The following is a 20,406-nucleotide window of genomic DNA, read 5'->3' as shown; positions in this document are numbered from 1 at the left end:
TTAAAGGGGAATACGATCAATGGAACTCAGATTTGACCATATTATTCATTATGTAGACAACCTTAAAAACTTTAAATATCCAGGAGATATTCTGAAAATTAGTTCTGGTGGCAAACATCACAAATTTGGAACATTCAATCGTTTATCATATATTAATGAAAATTACATAGAATTGATTGATGTAGAAGATAAAGAAAAATTAAATAAAGAATCTAAAACAGAAGAAGGTCGTGTTGCTTTTGCGACTAAAATCGTTCAAGACCATTACAAACAGGGGTTTAAAACAATTGCATTAAGAACATCAAATATTGAATTAATAAAAAAATCTTTAGAAGAACGTAACATTGATACGATTGGACCAGTAGAAATGCATAGAGAGAATAAAAAAGGTGAAAAAGTAAATTGGAAATTACTTTACATTGCAGACCCTGATTACATGGTAAAGCCGCCATTTTTCATAGAATGGGATGAAAGGGAAGAAGTGCACAATCAGAAATTAGACCCGCTTTTCCAAAAACAATTTAAAATCCATAAAATAATTATTGATAGTGAAAAACGCTCTAAAACACTATCTAAATGGAAAAAATGGTTCGATGTGACTATCCTTGAAGAAGGAGATAATTATACAGATGTACAATTAACGGTAGACCATATTATTTACCGTATTCAAGATGGTAAAACGTCAGGCTATAATACGATTATATTTAAAGATACAGAAACGACTGCACCTTACTCAATTATTACGAAAGGTGCGAAATATCGATTCGAGCCTGAAGGTTAGTATAGATAAATATAAGTACTATGGGCGATAAGTGCCATATGAACGATTGAAAGCATAAGAGATAGTATGCTGAGATATGTTGTTACTTTAGACTTCCTTAAAAGTAAGAAAAAGATAGTTAAGACGAACGACAGTCCAACGAACATTACTCTTAAACTAAAATATGAAACTGTTAAAGGTTGAGTCATAGTGACAACAATAGCTATCGTGTTAAACAAAATAAATAGTATTAATAATAAATATCGCATGTTAAACCTCTTTTTAAAGACTAATTTAAAATTTTAAGTTTTTATAGTATATCAAAAATTTAAAACTAGAAATAATATTTTAATCGCACGGCGAGTTTGTCGACACTCAAAACATGACATTGTATAATTATAATTAATGTAAAGAAAAAGGAGTTTTTATAGCATGGAAAAGATGAATATCACTAACCAAGAGCATGATGCGTTTGTGAAAGCTCATCCTAATGGTGATTTATTACAGTTAACAAAATGGGCAGAAACTAAACGCCTAACAGGATGGTATTCAAAGCGTGTGGCAGTGGGCGAAGATGGTGAGATTAAAGGTGTAGGTCAATTATTATTTAAAAAGATACCTAAACTACCATTCACGCTATGTTACGTTTCTCGTGGCTTCGTAACGGATTATAGTGATAAAGCTGCATTGGAACAGTTATTAGAAGAAACTAAAAAAGTAGCTAAAGCAGAAAAAGCCTATGCTATTAAAATTGATCCAGATGTAGAAGTAGATAAAGGTATAGATGCACTTAAAAATTTAAATGCGCTAGGTTTTAAACATAAAGGTTTCAAAGAAGGGCTGTCTAAAGATTATATTCAACCACGTATGACAATGATTACGCCAATAGATAAATCAGATGAGGAAATATTCCAAAGTTTTGAGCGCCGTAATCGTTCTAAAGTTAGACTCTCATTGAAACGTGGTACTAAAGTTGAACGTTCAAATCGAGAAGGGCTTAAAAATTTCGCTGAATTAATGAAAATAACAGGAGAACGTGACGGTTTTTTAACACGTGATTTAAGCTATTTCCAAAATATTTATGACTCATTACATGAAGATGGCGATGCTGAATTATTCCTTGTGAAATTAGAACCAAAACCTGTCTTAGATGATATTGATAATGAACTTAAGGAACTTGGAAACGAAAAAACGCAACTTCAAAATAAATATGAGAGAAAGCAAGATAAAAAGACTAAAAATAAATTAAACGATGTCGAATCTAAAATTCAAAAATCTATTGAAAGAAAAGAAGACATGACTGACTTATTAGCAAAACATCCTAATGGAATTTATTTATCTGGTGCATTGTTAATGTTTGCAGGATCTAAATCATATTATTTATATGGTGCTTCATCGAATGATTACCGTGACTTCTTGCCTAACCATCATATGCAATATGAGATGATGAAGTTTGCGCGTGAACATGGCGCTAAAACATATGATTTTGGTGGAACTGATAATAACCCAGATAAAGACTCTGAACACTACGGTTTATGGGCATTTAAACGTGTCTGGGGCACTTATTTAAGTGAAAAGATAGGGGAATTTGACTATGTATTAAATCAACCCCTTTATCAATTAATTGAACAAGTTAAACCACGATTAACAAAAGCTAAAATTAAAATTTCTCGTAAATTAAAAGGCAAATAGTCATTAACGATTAAATTTAAATCTGAACGATTCCACAATAACCATTGTGACGTTCAGATTTTTTTAGGATAATAGGAATGATTAAAAATAAAGAAATTATAGCTTTTTAAAAGAAAAAGAATGGGGGAAGTAAATAAGTGATAAAGAAGATGTTAACGTTCTCGTTGGGAAATAAATTCGCAATTTTCTTAATGGTTGTTTTAGTAATATTAGGAGGCGTATATTCTAGTGCTAAATTAAAATTAGAATTACTTCCAGATGTTGAAAATCCAGTTATATCTGTACAAACAACAATGCCAGGTGCTACACCTCAAACAACCCAAGATGAGATTAGTTCTAAAATTGATAACCAAGTACGATCTCTAGCATACGTTAAAAGTGTAGAAACACAGTCGATACAAAATGCATCAATTGTAACTGTTGAATATAATAACGGTACAGACATGGATAAAGCTGAAGAAGTATTAAAGAAAGAAATAGATAAATTAGACTTTAAAGATGGGGTTAGTGAGCCAGAATTAACACGAAATTCCATGGATGCATTCCCAATCGTAGCTTATTCATTTACTAATAAGAATGATGACTTAAAAACCACAACAAAAGAAATTAATGACCAACTTATTCCTAAATTACAAACCGTTGATGGCGTTCAGAATGCTCAACTTAATGGTCAAACAACGAGACAAGTTACATTGAAATTTAAACAAAACAAATTAGATGAAGCGGGACTAACAGCTGATGACGTAGAAAATTACATAAAAACAGCAACTCGAGAAACACCTCTGGGATTGTTTCAATTTGGAAAAAATGAAAAATCTTTAGTAGTGGATGGACAATTTAAATCTGTTAAAGCACTCAAAGACTTAGAAATCCCATTAACAATAAGTGGCCAGAGTCAATCAGGCAGCAGTGATGATCAATCAAGTAGTGAGATGAGTAGTACTGGAGATAATGCATCATCTTCAAGTTCTCAATCTCAAATGAGTAATCAATCTCAAGCTTCAAGTGGAGAAATGCCAAGCGTACCATTAAGTGAATTAGCAACAATAACTGTAGGAGATGAACGTGAGTCAATTTCTAAGACGAACGGAAAAGATGCAGTTAATGTACAAATTATGAAAGCACAAGATGCCAACACAGTTCAAGTTGCTAAAGAAGCTCAAAAGAAAATTGATGAATTTGTAAAAAATAATGATGACATAAAAGCTACGAAAACCATGGATACTGCTAAACCAATTGAAGATTCATTATATACAATGGTTGAAAAAGCAGCTTTAGGAACGATAGTCGCAATTATAGTTATCTTATTATTCTTGAGAAATATTAGAACAACGGCTATCTCAATTGTTTCCATTCCGCTTTCGATTTTAATAGCACTTATCGCATTAAAATTAAGTGATGTATCGCTAAACATTTTGACATTAGGTGCATTAACAATTGCTATCGGTCGTGTGATAGATGACTCAATTGTTGTTGTAGAGAATATTTATCGAAGATTATCAGATTCTAAAGAAGAATTGTCTGGCAACAATTTAGTCATTAGTGCAACAAGAGAAGTATTTAAACCGATTTTATCTTCTACAATTGTTACTATAATCGTGTTCTTACCACTAGCATTTGTGTCAGGTTCAGTTGGTGAAATGTTTAGACCTTTCGCATTAGCAATTGCATTCAGTTTATTAGCATCTTTACTTGTATCCATTACTGTGGTGCCAGCATTGGCTTCTACATTTTTTAAAAAAGGTATTAAGTTAAAACGTAATTCACAACATCAGAATGATAGAGGACTAGGTGTTGTAAGCAAGAGTTATCGTAAAATTTTAAATTGGTCATTAAATCATAAATGGATAGTCTTAATTATTAGTGTCGTTATTCTAGTAGGAAGCATTGCGTTAGGTGGTGCAAAATTAGGTACAAGCTATATTTCAACAGGTGATGACAAATTCTTAGCCGTAACCTATACACCTAAACCCGGTGAAACTGAAAAAGCTGTTTTAGATCATGCAAAGCAAGCACAGGAATATTTACAATCCAAGGATAAAGTAAAAACAGTTCAATATTCAGTGGGAGGTCCTTCACCAGCAGACCCAACTGGTAGTACGAATAGTATGGCTATTATGGTTGAATATGACAAAGATACACCTAACTTTGAAGAAGAGCCTGATAAAGTTATCTCTCATTTATCAAAAATGAATCAACCAGGTGAATGGAAAAATCAAGACATGGGTAATGGTTCTGGTAATGATTCAGTTGAAGTTACAGTCAAAGGGCCATCTACGAATGCAATTAAAGATACAGTTGCTAAAGTAGAGCAAAAGATGAAATCAGTAAACGGAATTACCAATGTAAAATCAGATTTATCGCAAACCTATAATCAATATGAAATTAAAGTAGATCAAAATAAAGCAACAGAGAAAGGTATTTCTGCAGGACAATTAGCATTAAATTTAAATGAGAATTTGCCTGAAAAGACGATTACTACAGTTAAAGAAAATGACAATAAAGTCGATGTCAAAGTAAAACAAAACAAGCAGACGGATTGGTCTCGAAATAAATTAAATAATATGGAATTAAAATCACCAACAGGTGAAACGGTAAAACTTAAAGATATAGCCAAACTAGAACGTACAACTACGCCAAGTAAATTAGTTCAAGAAGATGGTGACTACGCAACAACTGTTTCCGGTAAAATTACTGATTCAGACGTAGGTGGTATATCTAGTAAGGTAATGAATAAAATCAATAATATAGATAAACCAGACAACGTTAAAGTTAATGTGGGTGGTGCTACTGATGACATTAATCAAGCAATGACGCAATTGGCATTCGCCATGTTAGTCGCTATTGTTATCGTATATTTAGTATTAGTCATCACATTTAAAGGTGGCTTAGCACCTTTCACAATACTATTCTCACTACCATTTACTATTATTGGTGTCGTATTAGCATTATTGATTACAGGTGAAACAATATCTGTTCCAAGTTTAATTGGAATGTTAATGTTAATTGGTATCGTAGTAACCAATGCCATAGTGTTAATTGATCGTGTGATAACAAATGAACATGAAGGTATGTCAATGAAGGAGGCATTGTTAGAAGCGGGAGGCACTCGTATTAGACCAATTCTTATGACTGCCATTGCAACAATTGGTGCATTATTGCCTTTATTATTTGGACAAGATAGCTCAATATTGATTTCAAAAGGTATGGCAGCAACTGTAATCGGAGGGTTGATTTCATCTACACTTCTTACATTAATTGTTGTTCCCGTAATTTACGAAATTCTCTTTACACTTAAAGGTAAGTTAACAAGAAAATAAAAAACTAAAGCCTGGGACATTAATCAATGTCTCAGGCTATAACTATATATTGGCATTAGTTGACTGAATTATACTAATTTAATACATGATAAAAGTTAAAATAACATAAATGATAAATAATATAACTGATAAAATATTTAAAATTGAAACAGCTTTAGTATCATGTTTCAATTCTTTGAATGCAGTTACTTCAACATTACCAACAAGTAATGCTAAAACAATAAATACCCACCAGTTTTCAGCAGGGAATTGTAGAGTTGTAACTGCTAGTACAAACAGTAATAATACACCCATAATAATGCGTAAAATGCGAGTAATAATCGAATGCATTTTAAAAATGCTTATGTAACTAACGATGAGATATAAAATAGGCAATAATAATAAGTAAAGTTTCACCTGTTGTCTTCCTTTCTATAATGAACCTTAGACAAAATATAATTTTGACACTATATAACAAATTCGAAGTTGCTGACTGAATTACTGAATAGAAATCATACTAGATTTACACAACTTTAATCATCTCATAAGATAGAAAAATTATTTATTTCTGAAGTAATTTTGAACGTATCTCAGAGATTTGTAATTCAATATCTTCAAGTTGCTTAACGAGAGGGTCTATATTTTGATTTAAAGATTCCCGTTTCTCGAGGTCATTTTGTAAACGAACATAATCATACTTCAATTCATCTAATTGTGATTCTAAATTCATTAATCTTAAACCCCTTTAATTTCAAAATTTAACAATCACATTGAATTATATCATGAAACAATCCACTTCTAAAAATGAAGTAAATTATGTTAAAGTAATTAACTGTAATAATAACGTTAAAAAGAAGGAAGGAACTATCGTGACAGAGCAGTTTATAATGATTATTCTTTTAATCGCATTAGGTTATTTATTGAAACGAATAAACTTTTTAAAAGCGGCAGATAGTCAGGTATTATCAACATTAGTACTCAATGTCACACTACCTTCTTTAGTCATTGTCAATCTCAATAGTGCAGAATTAGATTTTTCATTTTCGATATTACCTATAATGATGATTGTGTATGGCGTCCTTGCTAAAGTCACTGTATTGTGGCTGTTTAATAAGCATAACAATCATATAAAAGGTACAGTTGGAATGATGACTGCATCACTTAATATAGGTTTATTTGCATATCCACTTGTTGATACGATTTGGCCAAAAAATGGAATGATTTATTTTGGAATGGCTGACATAGGTGGGGCAATTATTATGTTTGGAGTAACTTATTTTGTAGGAAGCTATTTCAGTCAAGGTGGAGATCAGTTTGATTTTAAATTTTTAGGCAAAAAATTAATTACTTCTGTGCCCCTTGTCACATATATCGTCATGTTTACTTTAAATATGTTAAATATTCATTTGCCTAAAGTATCAATTGATTTTTTCACTATAATATCTAAAGCGAATATGCCACTATCAATGATTCTTTTAGGTGTTATGCTTAATTTTAAAATTGAACGTCATTTCCTACCAATCGCAGTTAAATATTTATTAGCTCATTATGGTTTAGGTTTATTAGCTGGTTTACTCGTTCATTTCTTCTTACCTGTTTCAGATAATATGATTAAAACGACATTACTCATTGCTTGGTTATTACCAGTAGGAGTAGCGATTATTCCGTATTCTATTCAATTTAAATACAAGACATTGCCTTTAGTAGGTATGGTTACTAACATTTCGATTATCTTAAGTATAATCATTTTATATGTTTATCAAGCGATATTTATTTGATTAAATATGAAAAAAGCAAGCAATTCTACTTTAAGGATTGCTTGCTTTTTATTGCATAGTGTTTGAAATTTAACCTTTACCACCCATAAAGGCAGGGTAGTTAGTCATACCACCATCAACGTAAATGGTAGTACCGTGAATATAGTTCGCTAAATCTGAAGCTAAGAATAATGCCACATTAGCTACATCTTGAGCTTCACCAATTTCTTTAGCCGGAATCATTTCCAATGTCTCAGCACGAGTTTCTGGATCAGAGAATTTCTCCTTAGTATGCTCAGTGACTATCGCACCTGGAGAAATGTTGTTTATGCGTATACCATATTGTGCGTATTCCATAGACATTGTTTCCATCATTAACTTTAAGCCACCCTTACTAGCAGCATAATTAACATAATTAGGCCATGGAATCGTATCATGTACACTTGATGTATTGATGATTATTCCTTTTTTATCTTCTTTTAAAAATTGATTAATTGCTTCTCTAGAACCTATGAATGCACCAGTTAAATTAATATCTATCACTTTTTGCCATTCATCAACTGACATTTTATGGGTTGGGATAGGTTTTTCAAATCCTGCATTATTTATCATAATATCTAGCGTGCCAAATTCTTTAACAGCAGATTGAACTAATCGTTTTACATCTTCCTCGACAACCACATCAGCTTGTACGGCAATTGCTTCACCACCAGCATCGCTAATCATATGCTTCATTTCTTCAATTTCATCTAAATGACGATCAGAGCGATAATTTAAAACCACTTTTGCTTTTGATTTACCAAAATTTTCTGCAAAGGATTTACCAATACCACTCCCAGCACCAGTTATAATTACAACTTTACCTTCTAAATCTGAAAACATTTTGGTTCCTCCTTTGTAATGTTAAATTATTTAAGATTTCCGAGTATAAATGCGGCGATAACGATTAAGATTATACCAGACCAAATTCCAATCATTTGGCGTTTGTCTTTTTTCTCACCTAGTAAGAAAATACCACCTAGTGTAGAAACGATTACGAGTAGTTGTGATAATGAGAAACTTGTTGCAACACCAACTTTAGGTTGTGAATAGAACATAAACAAGTTACCAATCGCCCATACAACACCTGGTATTAAGTTAAGGGCTGTAGATTTAATATTAGTTTCATGTTTCATTGATAACAAGAAGCCACCTATAGCCATACCAATTGATTGGAAGAATAATGCATCAGTACCACTGACACCAAAGATATCGGCTATTACTACATATCCGACATAACCAATTGTTGAAATCACTAATATTAACATTGCTTTCTTAAATTCTGGATCATTCGATTTACCTTCATTTTTACCGCGTAAAGAGGTTAACGCGATACCTGTAACTAATAGAACCATGGCAATAATTCCCATTGTTACTTGAATACCAGTACTCCATTCTCCAAGAAAAATAGCACTAAATAATGTAGTACCAACTAATTGCATACCTGTAGAAATAGGCATTGTTTTAGAAACGCCAATTAAACTAATTGAACGTAATTGGTTACCTTGTCCAAAGGCCCACAAAGCACCTGAAATTAAACCAACAATAATTACTGTTAAATTATCAAATTGTGCTTTACCAATTAAGAGCAATACAATACCAACTATAAGTGCACCCAATGTTGTACCTCTTATTTGGTTGTAAGGTCCGCCCCCAACAAAAACATTAATTAAAACGACACTCCCCCAAAATAGGGCAGGTAATAATGCGATAAGTATATCTATAAATTGCATTATGTAAACACTCTCCTTATTTATTTACTTCAAGTGTTTCCTTCCTATAACACTCGTGAACATTTTATCTGAAAAAAATAACTTTTAAAATGTAAACGCTCATACGTTGAATTAAATAAAAAAAGCATATTAAGATTTAATGTGTAATTATCTTAATATGCTCTGATGGCATGCTAGTAATTCAATTGACTTGGATCAATTTTATATTTAGTATATTCACTTTCAATTTCGAATCCTAATTCATTAAATCGTTCAACTAAAGTGGCGTTTTTACTACGTATTTTAAAATAAACTTTATCAATAGAATAATGCTCAAATGCATAATGAATTGCATATGAAAGTAAGTCAAATGCTATCCCTTTTAGACGATAATCAGTATGTGAACTAAAATATCGTATTTCAGCTAGTGATGATAGCGTGTCTATTTGTAAATAAAGGTATCCTTTTAACAAGCCTTCACTAACAAATAAAAATAATCGGTTATGTTCATCTAAAGTATTGACTATTTCTTTAGGAGTTAATGCGTTGTGTCTAAATGTCTGTTCATGTAACTTACTGAAAGCTCTTTGGAACCCTGGCTGATATTCAATGATATTGAAATCCGACTCGGGTTCACTTAATGATTTATAAACATTTAAATAGTAATCTGTGAAGTTATAATTAGCATGAATTAACTTCATTAAAGGTTTTGAATCTTGTGCACAATCATTATAAGAGAAGTTAAAAGTAGCATGATCAGATTGTGATTCCATTAATGCAGAAAATAATGAGATAAAATGATTATCTGTAAGAGTAAAATCTTTACTAACAAATGGTCCAATAACTTTGTATTTATCTTCTTCATATAAAATTCCAGTGATTAATGCGACAATTGAATCATCTTCTATTAAACAGAAAACACCAGTAGTATGGATAGATTCATTTAGTAACTGTTCTACATCACCTTTAGACGTATAAAGTTTATATATATAAGACGCAAGGGTGTCTGATGATGTATTAATAAAAGATATGATTTGGTTCAGGTTGCTTACTTTGACTATGTCCATAGCGTACCTCCATTTCAATATCATTTTGTTAAATTAATTATAAGTTTATTTATTAGTAATTGAAAGTTTAGACTATTGTCTATCGTGTTACAATTGTATTTACATCAAATACATGTATTAAGAGATCTTTTATTGAAAGGAAAGTTCTATGAAATCATTAATTTTGGCAGAGAAACCATCCGTAGCTAGAGATATAGCTGAAGCTATGAACATAAAGGGAAAACGTAATGGATATATTGAAAACGAAAAGTATGTTGTCACATGGGCATTGGGTCATTTAGTCACTAATGCTCAACCGGAACACTATGATAAAGCGTACAAGGAATGGAAACTTGAAGATTTACCTATCATACCGAAGCACATGCAAACAGTAGTTATTGGTAAAACAAGTAAACAATTTAAAACTGTTAAGTCACTGATTTTAGATAAAAAAGTGAAAGAAGTTATTATAGCAACTGATGCTGGAAGAGAAGGGGAACTAGTTGCACGGTTAATATTGGATAAAGTTCATAATAAAAAACCGATTAAGCGCTTGTGGATTAGCTCCGTTACCAAAAAAGCAATTCAAGAGGGATTTAAAAAGCTTAAAGACGGACGTGAATTTCAACATCTTTATGAAGCAGCATTAGCTAGAAGTGAAGCGGATTGGATTGTGGGTATCAATGCAACACGTGCATTAACGACGAAATATGATGCTCAATTATCATTGGGTCGAGTTCAAACACCAACAATCCAATTAGTTAATGCTAGGCAACAAGAAATCAATCATTTTAAACCGAAGAAATATTATACACTATCTACTGAAATAGGTGGATTAACTTTCCAATTAAGTACAAAGAAGCAGCACATGACTAAGGAAGACGCAACTCAAATTGCTAATGAAATAGAACATGTAGAAGGTATTGTTGATAATGTTGAAAAGAAAGTTAAAAAAAGTCATCCTAAGCCTCTGTATAACTTAACCGATTTGCAACAAGAGGCATACCAACGATACAAAATGGGGCCTAAGGAAACACTTAATACCATTCAAAATTTATATGAACGCCATAAAGTTCTTACTTACCCACGTACAGATTCTAATTATTTAACAGATGATATGGTGGATACTATTAAAGAACGACTTTATGCTTTATTAGCAACTGACTATAAATCACAAGTCAAATCATTGTTGGGGCAATCTTATTCAAGTAAAATGCGGATTTTTAATAATCATAAAGTATCAGACCATCACGCAATTATTCCAACAGAAGTACGTCCAGATATGCAAAGTTTGAGTAACAGAGAAAGTAAGATATATATGATGGTAGCTGAAAGGTTCCTAGAATCATTAATGGCACCTCATGAATATGAAGCGGTTAGAGTTAATGTTACTGTTGGCCAACATATCTTCGTTTTTAATGAAAAAGTCACACGTCAATTAGGTTATAAAGCACTTAAAAAGAACAATGATAATGTGGTAAAGAAAGTTGCTTTTCAAAAAGGGGAAAAGTATCACCTTCAAAATTTAAAAGTAAATGAACATGAAACGACACCACCTGATTACTTTAACGAAGGTTCATTGCTAAAAGCCATGGAGAACCCTCAAAATTATATACAACTTAAAGAAAAGAAACATGCTAACACATTGAGACAAACTGGAGGGATTGGCACAGTTGCTACAAGAGCGGATATAATTGAAAAACTATTTAATCTTAATGCAATCGAATCTAGAGATGGCAAAATCAAAGTAACATCTAAAGGAAAGCAAATTCTGGATTTAGCGCCTCAAGAATTAACATCTCCATTATTAACTGCCGAGTGGGAAGAGAAACTATTATTAATAGAAAAAGGAAGATATAATTCTCGACACTTTATTGACGAAATGAAGGCATTTACTCAATCGATTGTAAATACTATTAAAAATAGCGAGCAAAAGTATAAGCATGATAATTTAACTACTACTGAATGTCCGACATGTGGAAAATTCATGATAAAAGTTAAAACTAAAAATGGACAAATGTTAGTATGTCAAGATCCTACATGTAAAACTAAAAAGAATGTCCAACGTAAGACAAATGCACGTTGTCCAAATTGTAAGAAGAAAATGACATTATTTGGACGTGGAAAAGATGCAGTTTATCGATGTGTCTGTGGTCATACTGAAACACAAGAACAGATGGATAAACGATTTAAAAATAAATCCAGTGGCAAAGTATCTAAAAAAGAAATGAAAAAGTATATGAATAATGAAGATTCACTTGAGAATAATCCGTTTAAAGATGCATTGAAAAACTTGAAATTATAGTTTAAAATCGAACTTAATCATATTTGTTGGTAAAAAAGTTCGTTTTTAGTATTGTGTTTTTCGAAAAGTAATATTAAAATATTAAAGTATTTTAATAAAAGGAGTTTAAAACCGTGAAAAAATACTTTCAATTCGACGAGTATGATACTAATTATAAGAAAGAGATAATCGGTGGTATCACAACTTTCTTATCAATGGCATACATTTTAGCTGTAAATCCTCAAGTATTAAGTTTAGCAGGTGTTAAAGGTGTATCAGGTGACATGAAAATGGATCAAGGAGCTATTTTCGTGGCAACTGCTTTAGCAGCGTTTGTTGGTTCTTTATTTATGGGACTTATTGCAAAATATCCAATAGCACTTGCGCCAGGAATGGGACTAAATGCGTTCTTTGCTTTTACAGTAGTTTTAACGATGGGAATTCCTTGGCAAATAGGTTTAACTGGCGTACTTTGTTCAGGTATATTCTTTGCTATACTTACAGCAACCGGTCTTCGAGAGATAATAATCAATGCTATTCCATATCAAATGAAAATGGCTGTATCTGCTGGTATAGGATTATTTATTACCTTTGTTGGTTTACAAAGTGCTGGTATCATTGTGAAAAATGACTCAACATTAGTTACATTAGGACATTTAACAAAAGGTCCAGTTTTATTAGCAATCTTTGGAATTGCGATTACAATTATTTTATATGCTAGAAAAGTACCAGGTTCAATTTTTATAGGTATGATTATAACTGCTATAGTTGGAATGATAACTGGATTAATACATACACCTTCTGGCGTAGTTGGTAAAATCCCTAGTATAACACCAACATTCGGTGCAGCATTTGAAGCCTTTAAGGATCCAAGTCAATTATTTACGATTCAATTTTTAATTGTAATTTTAACTTTCTTCTTTATAGATTTCTTTGATACTGCTGGAACATTAGTGGCAGTAGCTACTCAAGCAGGTATTATGAAAGATAACAAGCTTCCTAGAGCAGGTAGAGCTTTATTTGCTGACTCTTTAGCTACTATTGTTGGTGCCATTTTTGGTACAACAACAACTACATCTTATATTGAATCTACTTCTGGTGTAGCTGTGGGTGCGAGAACAGGTTTTGCTAGTATCGTGACAGGGATTTGTTTCCTATTAGCATTATTCTTTAGTCCGTTAATTGAAATTGTTACAAGTGCAGTAACAACACCTGCATTAGTAGTAGTTGGGATTTTAATGGCAGCTAACTTTGCAGAAATAAATTGGAAGAAATTTGAAGTTGCAGTTCCAGCATTTATAACAATTATTATGATGCCACTATCATATTCAATTGCGACTGGTATCGCTTGCGGATTTATATTTTATCCAATAACTATGCTTATCACAAAAAAACACAAAGAAGTACATCCAATTATGTATTTCTTAATGGTACTATTTATTTTATATTTTGTATTTGTACACGGTTAATAAGGAAAAGGACGATGCTCTATTAAGAGACATCGTCCTTTTTTTACCATTTATTTGAATGATCATCTTTGTACTGAGTATAAATGACTTTTGCATCTTTATTACGAATATAGGTAGGTGCGCTCAATACTATAAAAATAAAGAAGACCAGTAAGAAAAATAGCACCCAATGAACAAACATTCCTACAATTGGAATAAATGCGACAAAAGATCCCACAATACCAATTATTGGAATAATTGACATAGGCTTGATTGCATTTTGATTATCAACTAAAAGAATAATTGCTAGTATGAGATATAAAAAAGCATTAATTAACAATGGTTGCCAACCAAAACCTAATATAAAGCTTCCACCTAGAAATGGAATGCCATAGAAAAATTCACATACTAATAAGAAGAAACTTATCAGAGCAAGAGCTACTTTAGTATTTCTTTTCAATATAACTACGCCTCCAACTATTTATTAAAACAAATTTTAAATTCCTACTATTATAATAGTAGAAGCTTAATTTAAGACTTAACTTATATACATTATAAAGTAAAAATAAAAAAAGGGAAAAAATTTACTTAAAATGGTTGATGTACAAAACTATTTAAAGTACAATACTTAGGTATGTGTTAGACAAAGTACAAAAAGTTACAGAAAAACCTTGATTTATCACCGTTTTTCCTGTAACATATCTAATGTTGGACTTGATGAAAGCGATGAAGCGAAAGGTTACTGACACACCCGGCCGCTTTGCCATGGCGTTGTGTGAGATAGTTTTCGTGGAGAAGTCTATCACTTTTAAAGTAGACGAATAAGGAGGGAAAATTATGGCAAAACAAAAAATCAGAATCAGATTAAAAGCTTACGATCACCGTGTGATTGATCAATCAGCAGAGAAAATTGTTGAAACTGCAAAACGTTCTGGTGCAGAAGTTTCTGGACCAATTCCGTTACCAACTGAAAAATCAGTTTATACAATTATCCGTGCGGTGCATAAGGACAAAGATTCACGTGAACAATTCGAACAACGTACTCATAAACGTTTAATCGACATTGTTAACCCAACACCAAAAACAGTTGATGCCCTAATGGGATTAAACTTACCATCTGGTGTAGACATCGAAATTAAATTATAATAGAAAATTTTAGGAGGTGGACTTTCGATGACCAAAGGAATCTTAGGAAGAAAAATTGGGATGACACAAGTATTCGGAGAAAACGGTGAATTAATCCCAGTTACAGTAGTAGAAGCAAGTCAAAACGTAGTATTACAAAAGAAAACTGAAGAAGTAGATGGTTATAACGCTATCCAAGTAGGTTTTGAAGACAAAAAAGCATACAAAAAAGATGCTAAATCTAATAAATATGCTAATAAACCAGCTGAAGGTCACGCTAAGAAAGCGGGCACAGCACCTAAGCGCTTCATTCGTGAATTCAGAAACGTTAATGTTGATGAATACGAAGTAGGTCAAGAAGTCACAGTTGATACTTTTGAAGCTGGAGACATTATTGATGTAACAGGAACTTCAAAAGGTAAAGGTTTCCAAGGTGCTATTAAACGTCATGGCCAAGCTCGTGGACCAATGGCTCACGGTTCTCATTTCCATAGAGCGCCAGGTTCAGTAGGTATGGCTTCAGATGCTTCAAGAGTATTCAAAGGCCAAAAAATGCCTGGACGTATGGGTGGAAACACAGTTACTGTTCAAAACTTAGAAGTAGTTCAAGTTGATACAGAAAACAATGTAATTTTAGTAAAAGGTAACGTACCTGGACCTAAAAAAGGTTTCGTAGAAATCCAAACTTCTATTAAAAAAGGTAATAAATAATAAGTAGCGAAAGGAGGAAAAGCATAATGGCTAATTATGATGTATTAAAAGTAGACGGATCTAAATCAGGTTCTGTTGAATTAAGCGATTCAGTATTCGCTATTGAACCAAACAACAGTGTTCTTTTCGAAGCAATTAACTTACAACGTGCTTCATTACGTCAAGGAACTCACGCAGTTAAAAATCGTTCAGCTGTACGTGGTGGCGGACGTAAACCATGGAGACAAAAAGGTACAGGACGTGCGCGTCAAGGTACAATCCGTGCTCCACAATGGCGTGGTGGTGGTATCGTATTCGGACCAACACCAAGAAGCTATGCATACAAAATGCCTAAGAAAATGCGTCGTTTAGCATTACGTTCTGCATTATCTTTCAAAGTTAAAGAAAACAACTTCACTATCGTTGATAATTTTGGTTTTGAAGCTCCAAAAACAAAAGAATTCAAAAATGTATTAACTAAACTTGAACAACCTAAAAAAGTGTTAGTAGTTACTGATAGCGAAGACGTAAACGTTGAATTATCTGCACGTAACATTCCTGGTGTACAAGTTAGTACAGCTCAAGGATTAAACGTTTTAGATATTACTAGCGCTGACAGTGTTATTATTACTGAATCAGCTGCGAAAAAAGTTGAGGAGGTGCTCGGATAATGGAAGCAAGAGATGTTCTTAAGCGCCCCGTAATCACTGAAAAATCTTCTGAAGCAATGGCTGAAGATAAATATACTTTTGACGTAGATACTCGTGCTAATAAAACACAAGTTAAAATTGCAGTTGAAGAAATTTTCGACGTTAAAGTTGCAAATGTAAACATCATCAACTACAAACCTAAGAAAAAACGTATGGGCCGTTACCAAGGCTATACAAACAAAAGAAGAAAAGCAATTGTTACTTTAAAAGAAGGTTCAATTGACTTATTCAACTAAACAATAAAATAAAAGTTACCATTAAGGAGGTAAGCGACAATGGCTCTTAAAAAATATAAGCCAATAACAAATGGTCGTCGTAATATGACTAGTTTAGATTTCGCTGAAATCACGAAATCTACTCCTGAAAAGTCATTATTACAACCGCTACCGAAAAAAGCGGGTCGTAACAACCAAGGTAAATTGACAGTTCGTCATCATGGTGGAGGACATAAACGTCAATACCGCGTTATCGATTTCAAACGTAATAAAGATGGAATCACTGCAAAAGTTGATTCAATCCAATATGATCCAAACCGTTCAGCTAATATTGCTTTATTAGTATATGCTGATGGTGAAAAACGATATATTATTGCTCCAAAAGGATTACAAGTAGGCCAAGTAGTTGAGAGTGGTGCAGATGCTGACATTAAAGTTGGTAACGCATTACCATTACAAAACATTCCAGTTGGTACTGTAATTCATAATATCGAATTAAAACCTGGTAAAGGTGGACAATTAGCTCGTTCAGCGGGTGCGAGTTCACAAGTACTTGGTAAAGAAGGTAAATACGTACTAATCAGATTACGTTCTGGTGAAGTTCGTATGATCTTATCAACTTGCCGTGCTACAATTGGTCAAGTTGGTAACTTACAACATGAATTAGTTAATGTTGGTAAAGCAGGACGTTCTAGATGGAAAGGCATCCGTCCTACAGTTCGTGGTTCAGTAATGAACCCTAACGATCACCCACACGGTGGTGGTGAAGGTCGTGCACCTATCGGTAGACCATCTCCAATGTCACCATGGGGTAAACCAACGCTTGGTAAGAAAACTCGTCGTGGTAAAAAATCATCAGACAAACTTATCGTTCGTGGACGTAAGAAAAAATAATAACAACTTATTTGGGTGTGCGGCTTAATTGCTGCACGCACACAATAAGAAGGGAGGCGCCCAAATGGCTCGTAGTATTAAAAAAGGACCTTTCGTCGATGATCATTTAATGAAAAAAGTAGAAGCTCAAGACGGAAGTGAAAAGAAACAAGTAATCAAAACATGGTCTCGTCGTTCTACAATTTTCCCAAATTTCATCGGTCATACTTTTGCAGTATACGATGGTCGTAAACATGTACCTGTTTATGTAACTGAAGATATGGTAGGTCACAAATTAGGTGAATTTGCTCCAACTCGTACATTTAAAGGACATGCTGCAGACGATAAAAAAACTAGAAGATAATAAAAAGAAGTAGAGGAGGAAATCCTAATGGAAGCAAAAGCGGTTGCTAGAACAATCAGAATCGCACCTCGTAAAGTAAGATTAGTTCTTGACTTAATTAGAGGTAAAAATGCTGGAGAAGCTATTGCTATTTTAAAATTAACTAACAAAGCTTCATCACCAGTAATTGAAAAAGTATTAATGTCCGCTTTAGCAAATGCTGAACATAACTATGACATGAACACTGATGAATTAGTTGTTAAAGAAGCATATGCAAATGAAGGACCAACTTTAAAACGTTTCCGTCCACGTGCACAAGGTCGTGCAAGTGCTATCAATAAACGTACAAGCCACATTACAATCGTCGTAAGTGACGGTAAAGAAGAAGCTAAAGAAGCTTAATAACTATTTAAGGAGGGAACACTGTGGGTCAAAAAATTAATCCTATCGGACTTCGTGTCGGAATCATCCGTGACTGGGAAGCTAAATGGTATGCTGAAAAAGATTTCGCTTCACTTTTACACGAAGATTTAAGAATCCGTAAATTCATTGATAACGAATTAAAAGAAGCATCAGTTTCTCACGTTGAAATCGAACGTGCTGCTAACCGTATTAACATTGCTATTCACACTGGTAAACCAGGTATGGTAATTGGTAAAGGCGGATCAGAAATTGAAAAACTTCGTAATAAATTAAACAACTTAACTGATAAAAAAGTACACATCAACGTTATCGAAATCAAAAAAATTGATATCGATGCTCGTTTAGTTGCTGAGAATATTGCACGTCAATTAGAAAACCGTGCTTCATTCCGTCGTGTACAAAAACAAGCTATTTCAAGAGCTATGAAACTTGGTGCTAAAGGTATCAAAACTCAAGTATCAGGTCGTTTAGGCGGAGCTGACATTGCTCGTGCTGAACAATATTCAGAAGGAACTGTTCCACTTCATACTTTACGTGCTGACATCGATTATGCACATGCTGAAGCAGACACTACTTACGGTAAATTAGGTGTTAAAGTATGGATTTATCGTGGTGAAGTTCTTCCTACTAAGAATACTAGTGAAGGAGGAAAATAATAATGTTACTACCAAAACGTGTTAAATATCGTCGTCAACATCGTCCTAAAACAACTGGTCGTTCAAAAGGCGGTAATTATGTAACATTTGGTGAGTATGGATTACAAGCTACTACAACATCTTGGATCACATCTCGTCAAATCGAATCTGCTCGTATTGCTATGACACGTTACATGAAACGTGGCGGGAAAGTTTGGATTAAAATCTTCCCTCATACACCATATACTAAAAAACCTTTAGAAGTACGTATGGGTGCTGGTAAAGGTGCCGTTGAAGGCTGGATCGCTGTTGTAAAACCAGGTAGAATTTTATTCGAGGTTGCAGGCGTATCAGAAGAAGTTGCTCGTGAAGCATTACGTTTAGCAAGTCACAAACTTCCAGTGAAAACTAAGTTTGTAAAACGTGAAGAATTGGGTGGTGAAACAAATGAAAGCTAAGGAAATTAGAGACTTAACCACTTCAGAAATCGAAGAACAAATCAAATCTTCAAAAGAAGAGCTTTTTAACCTACGCTTTCAGTTAGCTACAGGTCAATTAGAGGAAACTGCACGTATTCGTACAGTTAGAAAAACAATTGCACGTCTAAAAACTGTTGCTCGTGAAAGAGAAATCGAAGAAAGCAAAGCTAATCAATAATATATTCGAAAGAGGAGGTTACAAAAGTGAGTGAAAGAAACGATCGTAAAGTTTATGTAGGTAAAGTTGTTTCAGACAAAATGGACAAAACTATCACTGTATTAGTTGAAACTTACAAAACACACAAATTATACGGTAAACGTGTAAAATACTCTAAAAAATACAAAACTCATGATGAAAACAATTCAGCTAAATTAGGAGACATTGTTAAAATTCAAGAAACTCGTCCTTTATCAGCATCAAAACGTTTTCGTTTAGTAGAAATTGTTGAAGAGTCAGTAATTATTTAATACAAGATTAGAGATAAGGGAGGTTTAACTAATGATCCAACAAGAAACTCGTTTAAAAGTAGCAGACAACTCTGGTGCTCGTGAAGTTCTTACAATTAAAGTATTAGGTGGATCTGGTCGCAAAACAGCGAACATCGGCGATGTTATCGTATGTACTGTTAAAAATGCAACACCAGGTGGCGTTGTTAAAAAAGGTGACGTAGTCAAAGCTGTTGTCGTTAGAACTAAATCAGGCGTTCGTCGTAATGATGGTTCTTATATCAAGTTTGATGAAAATGCATGTGTCATTATTCGTGATGACAAAGGCCCACGTGGTACTCGTATCTTTGGTCCTGTTGCTCGTGAATTACGTGAAGGTAACTTCATGAAAATCGTTTCATTAGCACCAGAAGTACTTTAATTTATAAA

Annotated in this window: 25 protein-coding genes; 18 read left to right on the top strand and 7 right to left on the bottom strand. The window is 33.2% G+C overall.

Translation table 11 applies throughout. The annotated features are described in order from the left end of the window. The first annotated feature begins 19 nt into the window (after window positions 1–19). Complete coding sequence (locus F1592_RS02070) at window positions 20–781, top strand: VOC family protein (RefSeq protein ID WP_053016654.1); 762 nt, start codon at window positions 20–22, stop codon at window positions 779–781. Here F1592_RS02070 and F1592_RS13960 read toward each other — a convergent pair. Beyond that, window positions 778–1,029 (bottom strand): hypothetical protein, encoded by a 252-nt coding sequence (locus F1592_RS13960; protein ID WP_080290970.1) that lies wholly within the window; start codon window positions 1,027–1,029, stop codon window positions 778–780. The genes F1592_RS02070 and F1592_RS13960 overlap by 4 nt on opposite strands. A gap of 163 nt (window positions 1,030–1,192) precedes the next feature. On the opposite strand from F1592_RS13960, the gene F1592_RS02060 reads away from it, so the two are divergent. Both F1592_RS02060 and F1592_RS02055 read left to right on the top strand, forming a co-directional pair. Beyond that, entirely contained in the window at window positions 1,193–2,452 is a 1,260-nt protein-coding gene (locus F1592_RS02060; RefSeq protein WP_053016655.1) for a lipid II:glycine glycyltransferase FemX, read from the top strand. A gap of 137 nt (window positions 2,453–2,589) precedes the next feature. Then, window positions 2,590–5,772 carry an efflux RND transporter permease subunit gene (locus F1592_RS02055; RefSeq protein ID WP_149809430.1) on the top strand — a complete coding sequence of 1,061 codons (3,183 nt, stop codon included), beginning with the start codon at window positions 2,590–2,592 and terminating at the stop codon, window positions 5,770–5,772. Window positions 5,773–5,850: 78 nt separating this feature from the next. Here the strand turns inward: F1592_RS02055 and mspA are convergent, their stop codons facing one another. Both mspA and F1592_RS13570 read right to left on the bottom strand, forming a co-directional pair. After that, complete coding sequence (gene mspA / locus F1592_RS02050) at window positions 5,851–6,168, bottom strand: membrane stabilizing protein MspA (RefSeq protein ID WP_011275115.1); 318 nt, start codon at window positions 6,166–6,168, stop codon at window positions 5,851–5,853. Between the two features lie 145 nt (window positions 6,169–6,313). Further along, the gene (locus F1592_RS13570) at window positions 6,314–6,481 is read right to left on the bottom strand and encodes an SE1832 family protein (RefSeq protein ID WP_188294663.1); all 168 of its coding nucleotides are present in this window, start codon (window positions 6,479–6,481) and stop codon (window positions 6,314–6,316) included. A gap of 139 nt (window positions 6,482–6,620) precedes the next feature. On the opposite strand from F1592_RS13570, the gene F1592_RS02045 reads away from it, so the two are divergent. Continuing rightward, window positions 6,621–7,529, top strand: coding sequence for an AEC family transporter (locus tag F1592_RS02045; RefSeq protein WP_037535996.1), 909 nt, complete (start codon window positions 6,621–6,623; stop codon window positions 7,527–7,529). A 69-nt stretch (window positions 7,530–7,598) separates the two neighbouring features. Here the strand turns inward: F1592_RS02045 and F1592_RS02040 are convergent, their stop codons facing one another. From F1592_RS02040 to F1592_RS02030, 3 genes are all read right to left on the bottom strand, one after another. Then, complete coding sequence (locus F1592_RS02040) at window positions 7,599–8,390, bottom strand: glucose 1-dehydrogenase (RefSeq protein WP_149809431.1); 792 nt, start codon at window positions 8,388–8,390, stop codon at window positions 7,599–7,601. A gap of 26 nt (window positions 8,391–8,416) precedes the next feature. Beyond that, the gene (locus tag F1592_RS02035; protein WP_011275119.1) at window positions 8,417–9,280 is read right to left on the bottom strand and encodes a GRP family sugar transporter; all 864 of its coding nucleotides are present in this window, start codon (window positions 9,278–9,280) and stop codon (window positions 8,417–8,419) included. Window positions 9,281–9,453: 173 nt separating this feature from the next. Further along, window positions 9,454–10,326: a GNAT family N-acetyltransferase gene (locus F1592_RS02030; protein WP_107609853.1), complete on the bottom strand. Its 873-nt coding sequence runs from the start codon at window positions 10,324–10,326 to the stop codon at window positions 9,454–9,456. A 148-nt stretch (window positions 10,327–10,474) separates the two neighbouring features. On the opposite strand from F1592_RS02030, the gene F1592_RS02025 reads away from it, so the two are divergent. Together F1592_RS02025 and F1592_RS02020 are read left to right on the top strand one after the other, a co-directional pair. After that, window positions 10,475–12,610: a DNA topoisomerase III gene (locus tag F1592_RS02025; protein WP_053016659.1), complete on the top strand. Its 2,136-nt coding sequence runs from the start codon at window positions 10,475–10,477 to the stop codon at window positions 12,608–12,610. 113 nt (window positions 12,611–12,723) lie between these two features. After that, on the top strand, window positions 12,724–14,058 hold the full coding sequence (locus tag F1592_RS02020; RefSeq protein ID WP_016931146.1) for an NCS2 family permease: 1,335 nt from the start codon (window positions 12,724–12,726) through the stop codon (window positions 14,056–14,058). Between the two features lie 43 nt (window positions 14,059–14,101). Here the strand turns inward: F1592_RS02020 and F1592_RS02015 are convergent, their stop codons facing one another. Then, the gene (locus F1592_RS02015) at window positions 14,102–14,497 is read right to left on the bottom strand and encodes a hypothetical protein (protein ID WP_037536006.1); all 396 of its coding nucleotides are present in this window, start codon (window positions 14,495–14,497) and stop codon (window positions 14,102–14,104) included. 377 nt (window positions 14,498–14,874) lie between these two features. Between F1592_RS02015 and rpsJ the strand changes: the two genes are divergently transcribed. The 12 genes from rpsJ (at window position 14,875) to rplN (ending at window position 20,398) form a co-directional block, all read left to right on the top strand. After that, window positions 14,875–15,183, top strand: a complete 309-nt coding sequence (rpsJ, locus tag F1592_RS02010; protein ID WP_033079618.1) for a 30S ribosomal protein S10 — start codon at window positions 14,875–14,877, stop codon at window positions 15,181–15,183. Between the two features lie 27 nt (window positions 15,184–15,210). Continuing rightward, complete coding sequence (gene rplC / locus F1592_RS02005; RefSeq protein ID WP_037536010.1) at window positions 15,211–15,873, top strand: 50S ribosomal protein L3; 663 nt, start codon at window positions 15,211–15,213, stop codon at window positions 15,871–15,873. Window positions 15,874–15,899: 26 nt separating this feature from the next. Then, complete coding sequence (rplD, locus tag F1592_RS02000; RefSeq protein ID WP_149809432.1) at window positions 15,900–16,523, top strand: 50S ribosomal protein L4; 624 nt, start codon at window positions 15,900–15,902, stop codon at window positions 16,521–16,523. Then, entirely contained in the window at window positions 16,523–16,798 is a 276-nt protein-coding gene (gene rplW / locus F1592_RS01995; protein ID WP_011275127.1) for a 50S ribosomal protein L23, read from the top strand. The genes rplD and rplW overlap by 1 nt, the downstream gene beginning before the upstream one ends. A 39-nt stretch (window positions 16,799–16,837) precedes the next feature. Next, window positions 16,838–17,671, top strand: coding sequence for a 50S ribosomal protein L2 (rplB, locus tag F1592_RS01990; RefSeq protein WP_011275128.1), 834 nt, complete (start codon window positions 16,838–16,840; stop codon window positions 17,669–17,671). 64 nt (window positions 17,672–17,735) lie between these two features. Beyond that, a complete protein-coding gene (gene rpsS, locus F1592_RS01985; RefSeq protein ID WP_001829710.1) occupies window positions 17,736–18,014 on the top strand; it encodes a 30S ribosomal protein S19 in 279 nt (92 codons plus the stop codon). Window positions 18,015–18,041: 27 nt separating this feature from the next. Next, complete coding sequence (rplV, locus tag F1592_RS01980; RefSeq protein ID WP_001829734.1) at window positions 18,042–18,395, top strand: 50S ribosomal protein L22; 354 nt, start codon at window positions 18,042–18,044, stop codon at window positions 18,393–18,395. Window positions 18,396–18,418: 23 nt separating this feature from the next. Next, a complete protein-coding gene (gene rpsC / locus F1592_RS01975) occupies window positions 18,419–19,072 on the top strand; it encodes a 30S ribosomal protein S3 (RefSeq protein ID WP_011275129.1) in 654 nt (217 codons plus the stop codon). Between the two features lie 2 nt (window positions 19,073–19,074). Beyond that, on the top strand, window positions 19,075–19,509 hold the full coding sequence (gene rplP, locus F1592_RS01970; RefSeq protein ID WP_002432945.1) for a 50S ribosomal protein L16: 435 nt from the start codon (window positions 19,075–19,077) through the stop codon (window positions 19,507–19,509). Continuing rightward, window positions 19,499–19,708 (top strand): 50S ribosomal protein L29, encoded by a 210-nt coding sequence (gene rpmC / locus F1592_RS01965; RefSeq protein WP_011275130.1) that lies wholly within the window; start codon window positions 19,499–19,501, stop codon window positions 19,706–19,708. The genes rplP and rpmC overlap by 11 nt, the downstream gene beginning before the upstream one ends. A 26-nt stretch (window positions 19,709–19,734) precedes the next feature. After that, entirely contained in the window at window positions 19,735–19,998 is a 264-nt protein-coding gene (gene rpsQ / locus F1592_RS01960) for a 30S ribosomal protein S17 (protein WP_011275131.1), read from the top strand. 31 nt (window positions 19,999–20,029) lie between these two features. Then, window positions 20,030–20,398, top strand: a complete 369-nt coding sequence (gene rplN / locus F1592_RS01955; RefSeq protein ID WP_002466492.1) for a 50S ribosomal protein L14 — start codon at window positions 20,030–20,032, stop codon at window positions 20,396–20,398. Window positions 20,399–20,406: the final 8 nt, after the last annotated feature.

Origin of the sequence: Staphylococcus sp. GDX7P312P (assembly GCF_008385775.1) — a bacterium.
Lineage (GTDB): Bacteria > Bacillota > Bacilli > Staphylococcales > Staphylococcaceae > Staphylococcus > Staphylococcus haemolyticus.
This window is presented reverse-complemented; position numbering and strand designations above follow the sequence as displayed.

Bases quoted from the DNA above. Each gene is read 5' to 3' on its own strand.
- F1592_RS13960 (WP_080290970.1), bottom strand. From the start codon at position 1,029: ATGCGATATTTATTATTAATACTATTTATTTTGTTTAACACGATAGCT.
- rplN (WP_002466492.1), top strand. From the start codon at position 20,030: ATGATCCAACAAGAAACTCGTTTAAAAGTAGCAGACAACTCTGGTGCT.
- rplW (WP_011275127.1), top strand. From the start codon at position 16,523: ATGGAAGCAAGAGATGTTCTTAAGCGCCCCGTAATCACTGAAAAATCT.
- rplV (WP_001829734.1), top strand. From the start codon at position 18,042: ATGGAAGCAAAAGCGGTTGCTAGAACAATCAGAATCGCACCTCGTAAA.
- rpsS (WP_001829710.1), top strand. From the start codon at position 17,736: ATGGCTCGTAGTATTAAAAAAGGACCTTTCGTCGATGATCATTTAATG.
- F1592_RS02070 (WP_053016654.1), top strand. From the start codon at position 20: ATGGAACTCAGATTTGACCATATTATTCATTATGTAGACAACCTTAAA.
- F1592_RS02040 (WP_149809431.1), bottom strand. From the start codon at position 8,390: ATGTTTTCAGATTTAGAAGGTAAAGTTGTAATTATAACTGGTGCTGGG.
- F1592_RS02030 (WP_107609853.1), bottom strand. From the start codon at position 10,326: ATGGACATAGTCAAAGTAAGCAACCTGAACCAAATCATATCTTTTATT.
- F1592_RS02060 (WP_053016655.1), top strand. From the start codon at position 1,193: ATGGAAAAGATGAATATCACTAACCAAGAGCATGATGCGTTTGTGAAA.
- F1592_RS02035 (WP_011275119.1), bottom strand. From the start codon at position 9,280: ATGCAATTTATAGATATACTTATCGCATTATTACCTGCCCTATTTTGG.
- rpsJ (WP_033079618.1), top strand. From the start codon at position 14,875: ATGGCAAAACAAAAAATCAGAATCAGATTAAAAGCTTACGATCACCGT.
- rplD (WP_149809432.1), top strand. From the start codon at position 15,900: ATGGCTAATTATGATGTATTAAAAGTAGACGGATCTAAATCAGGTTCT.
- F1592_RS13570 (WP_188294663.1), bottom strand. From the start codon at position 6,481: ATGAATTTAGAATCACAATTAGATGAATTGAAGTATGATTATGTTCGT.
- rplP (WP_002432945.1), top strand. From the start codon at position 19,075: ATGTTACTACCAAAACGTGTTAAATATCGTCGTCAACATCGTCCTAAA.
- F1592_RS02025 (WP_053016659.1), top strand. From the start codon at position 10,475: ATGAAATCATTAATTTTGGCAGAGAAACCATCCGTAGCTAGAGATATA.
- rplB (WP_011275128.1), top strand. From the start codon at position 16,838: ATGGCTCTTAAAAAATATAAGCCAATAACAAATGGTCGTCGTAATATG.
- rplC (WP_037536010.1), top strand. From the start codon at position 15,211: ATGACCAAAGGAATCTTAGGAAGAAAAATTGGGATGACACAAGTATTC.
- rpmC (WP_011275130.1), top strand. From the start codon at position 19,499: ATGAAAGCTAAGGAAATTAGAGACTTAACCACTTCAGAAATCGAAGAA.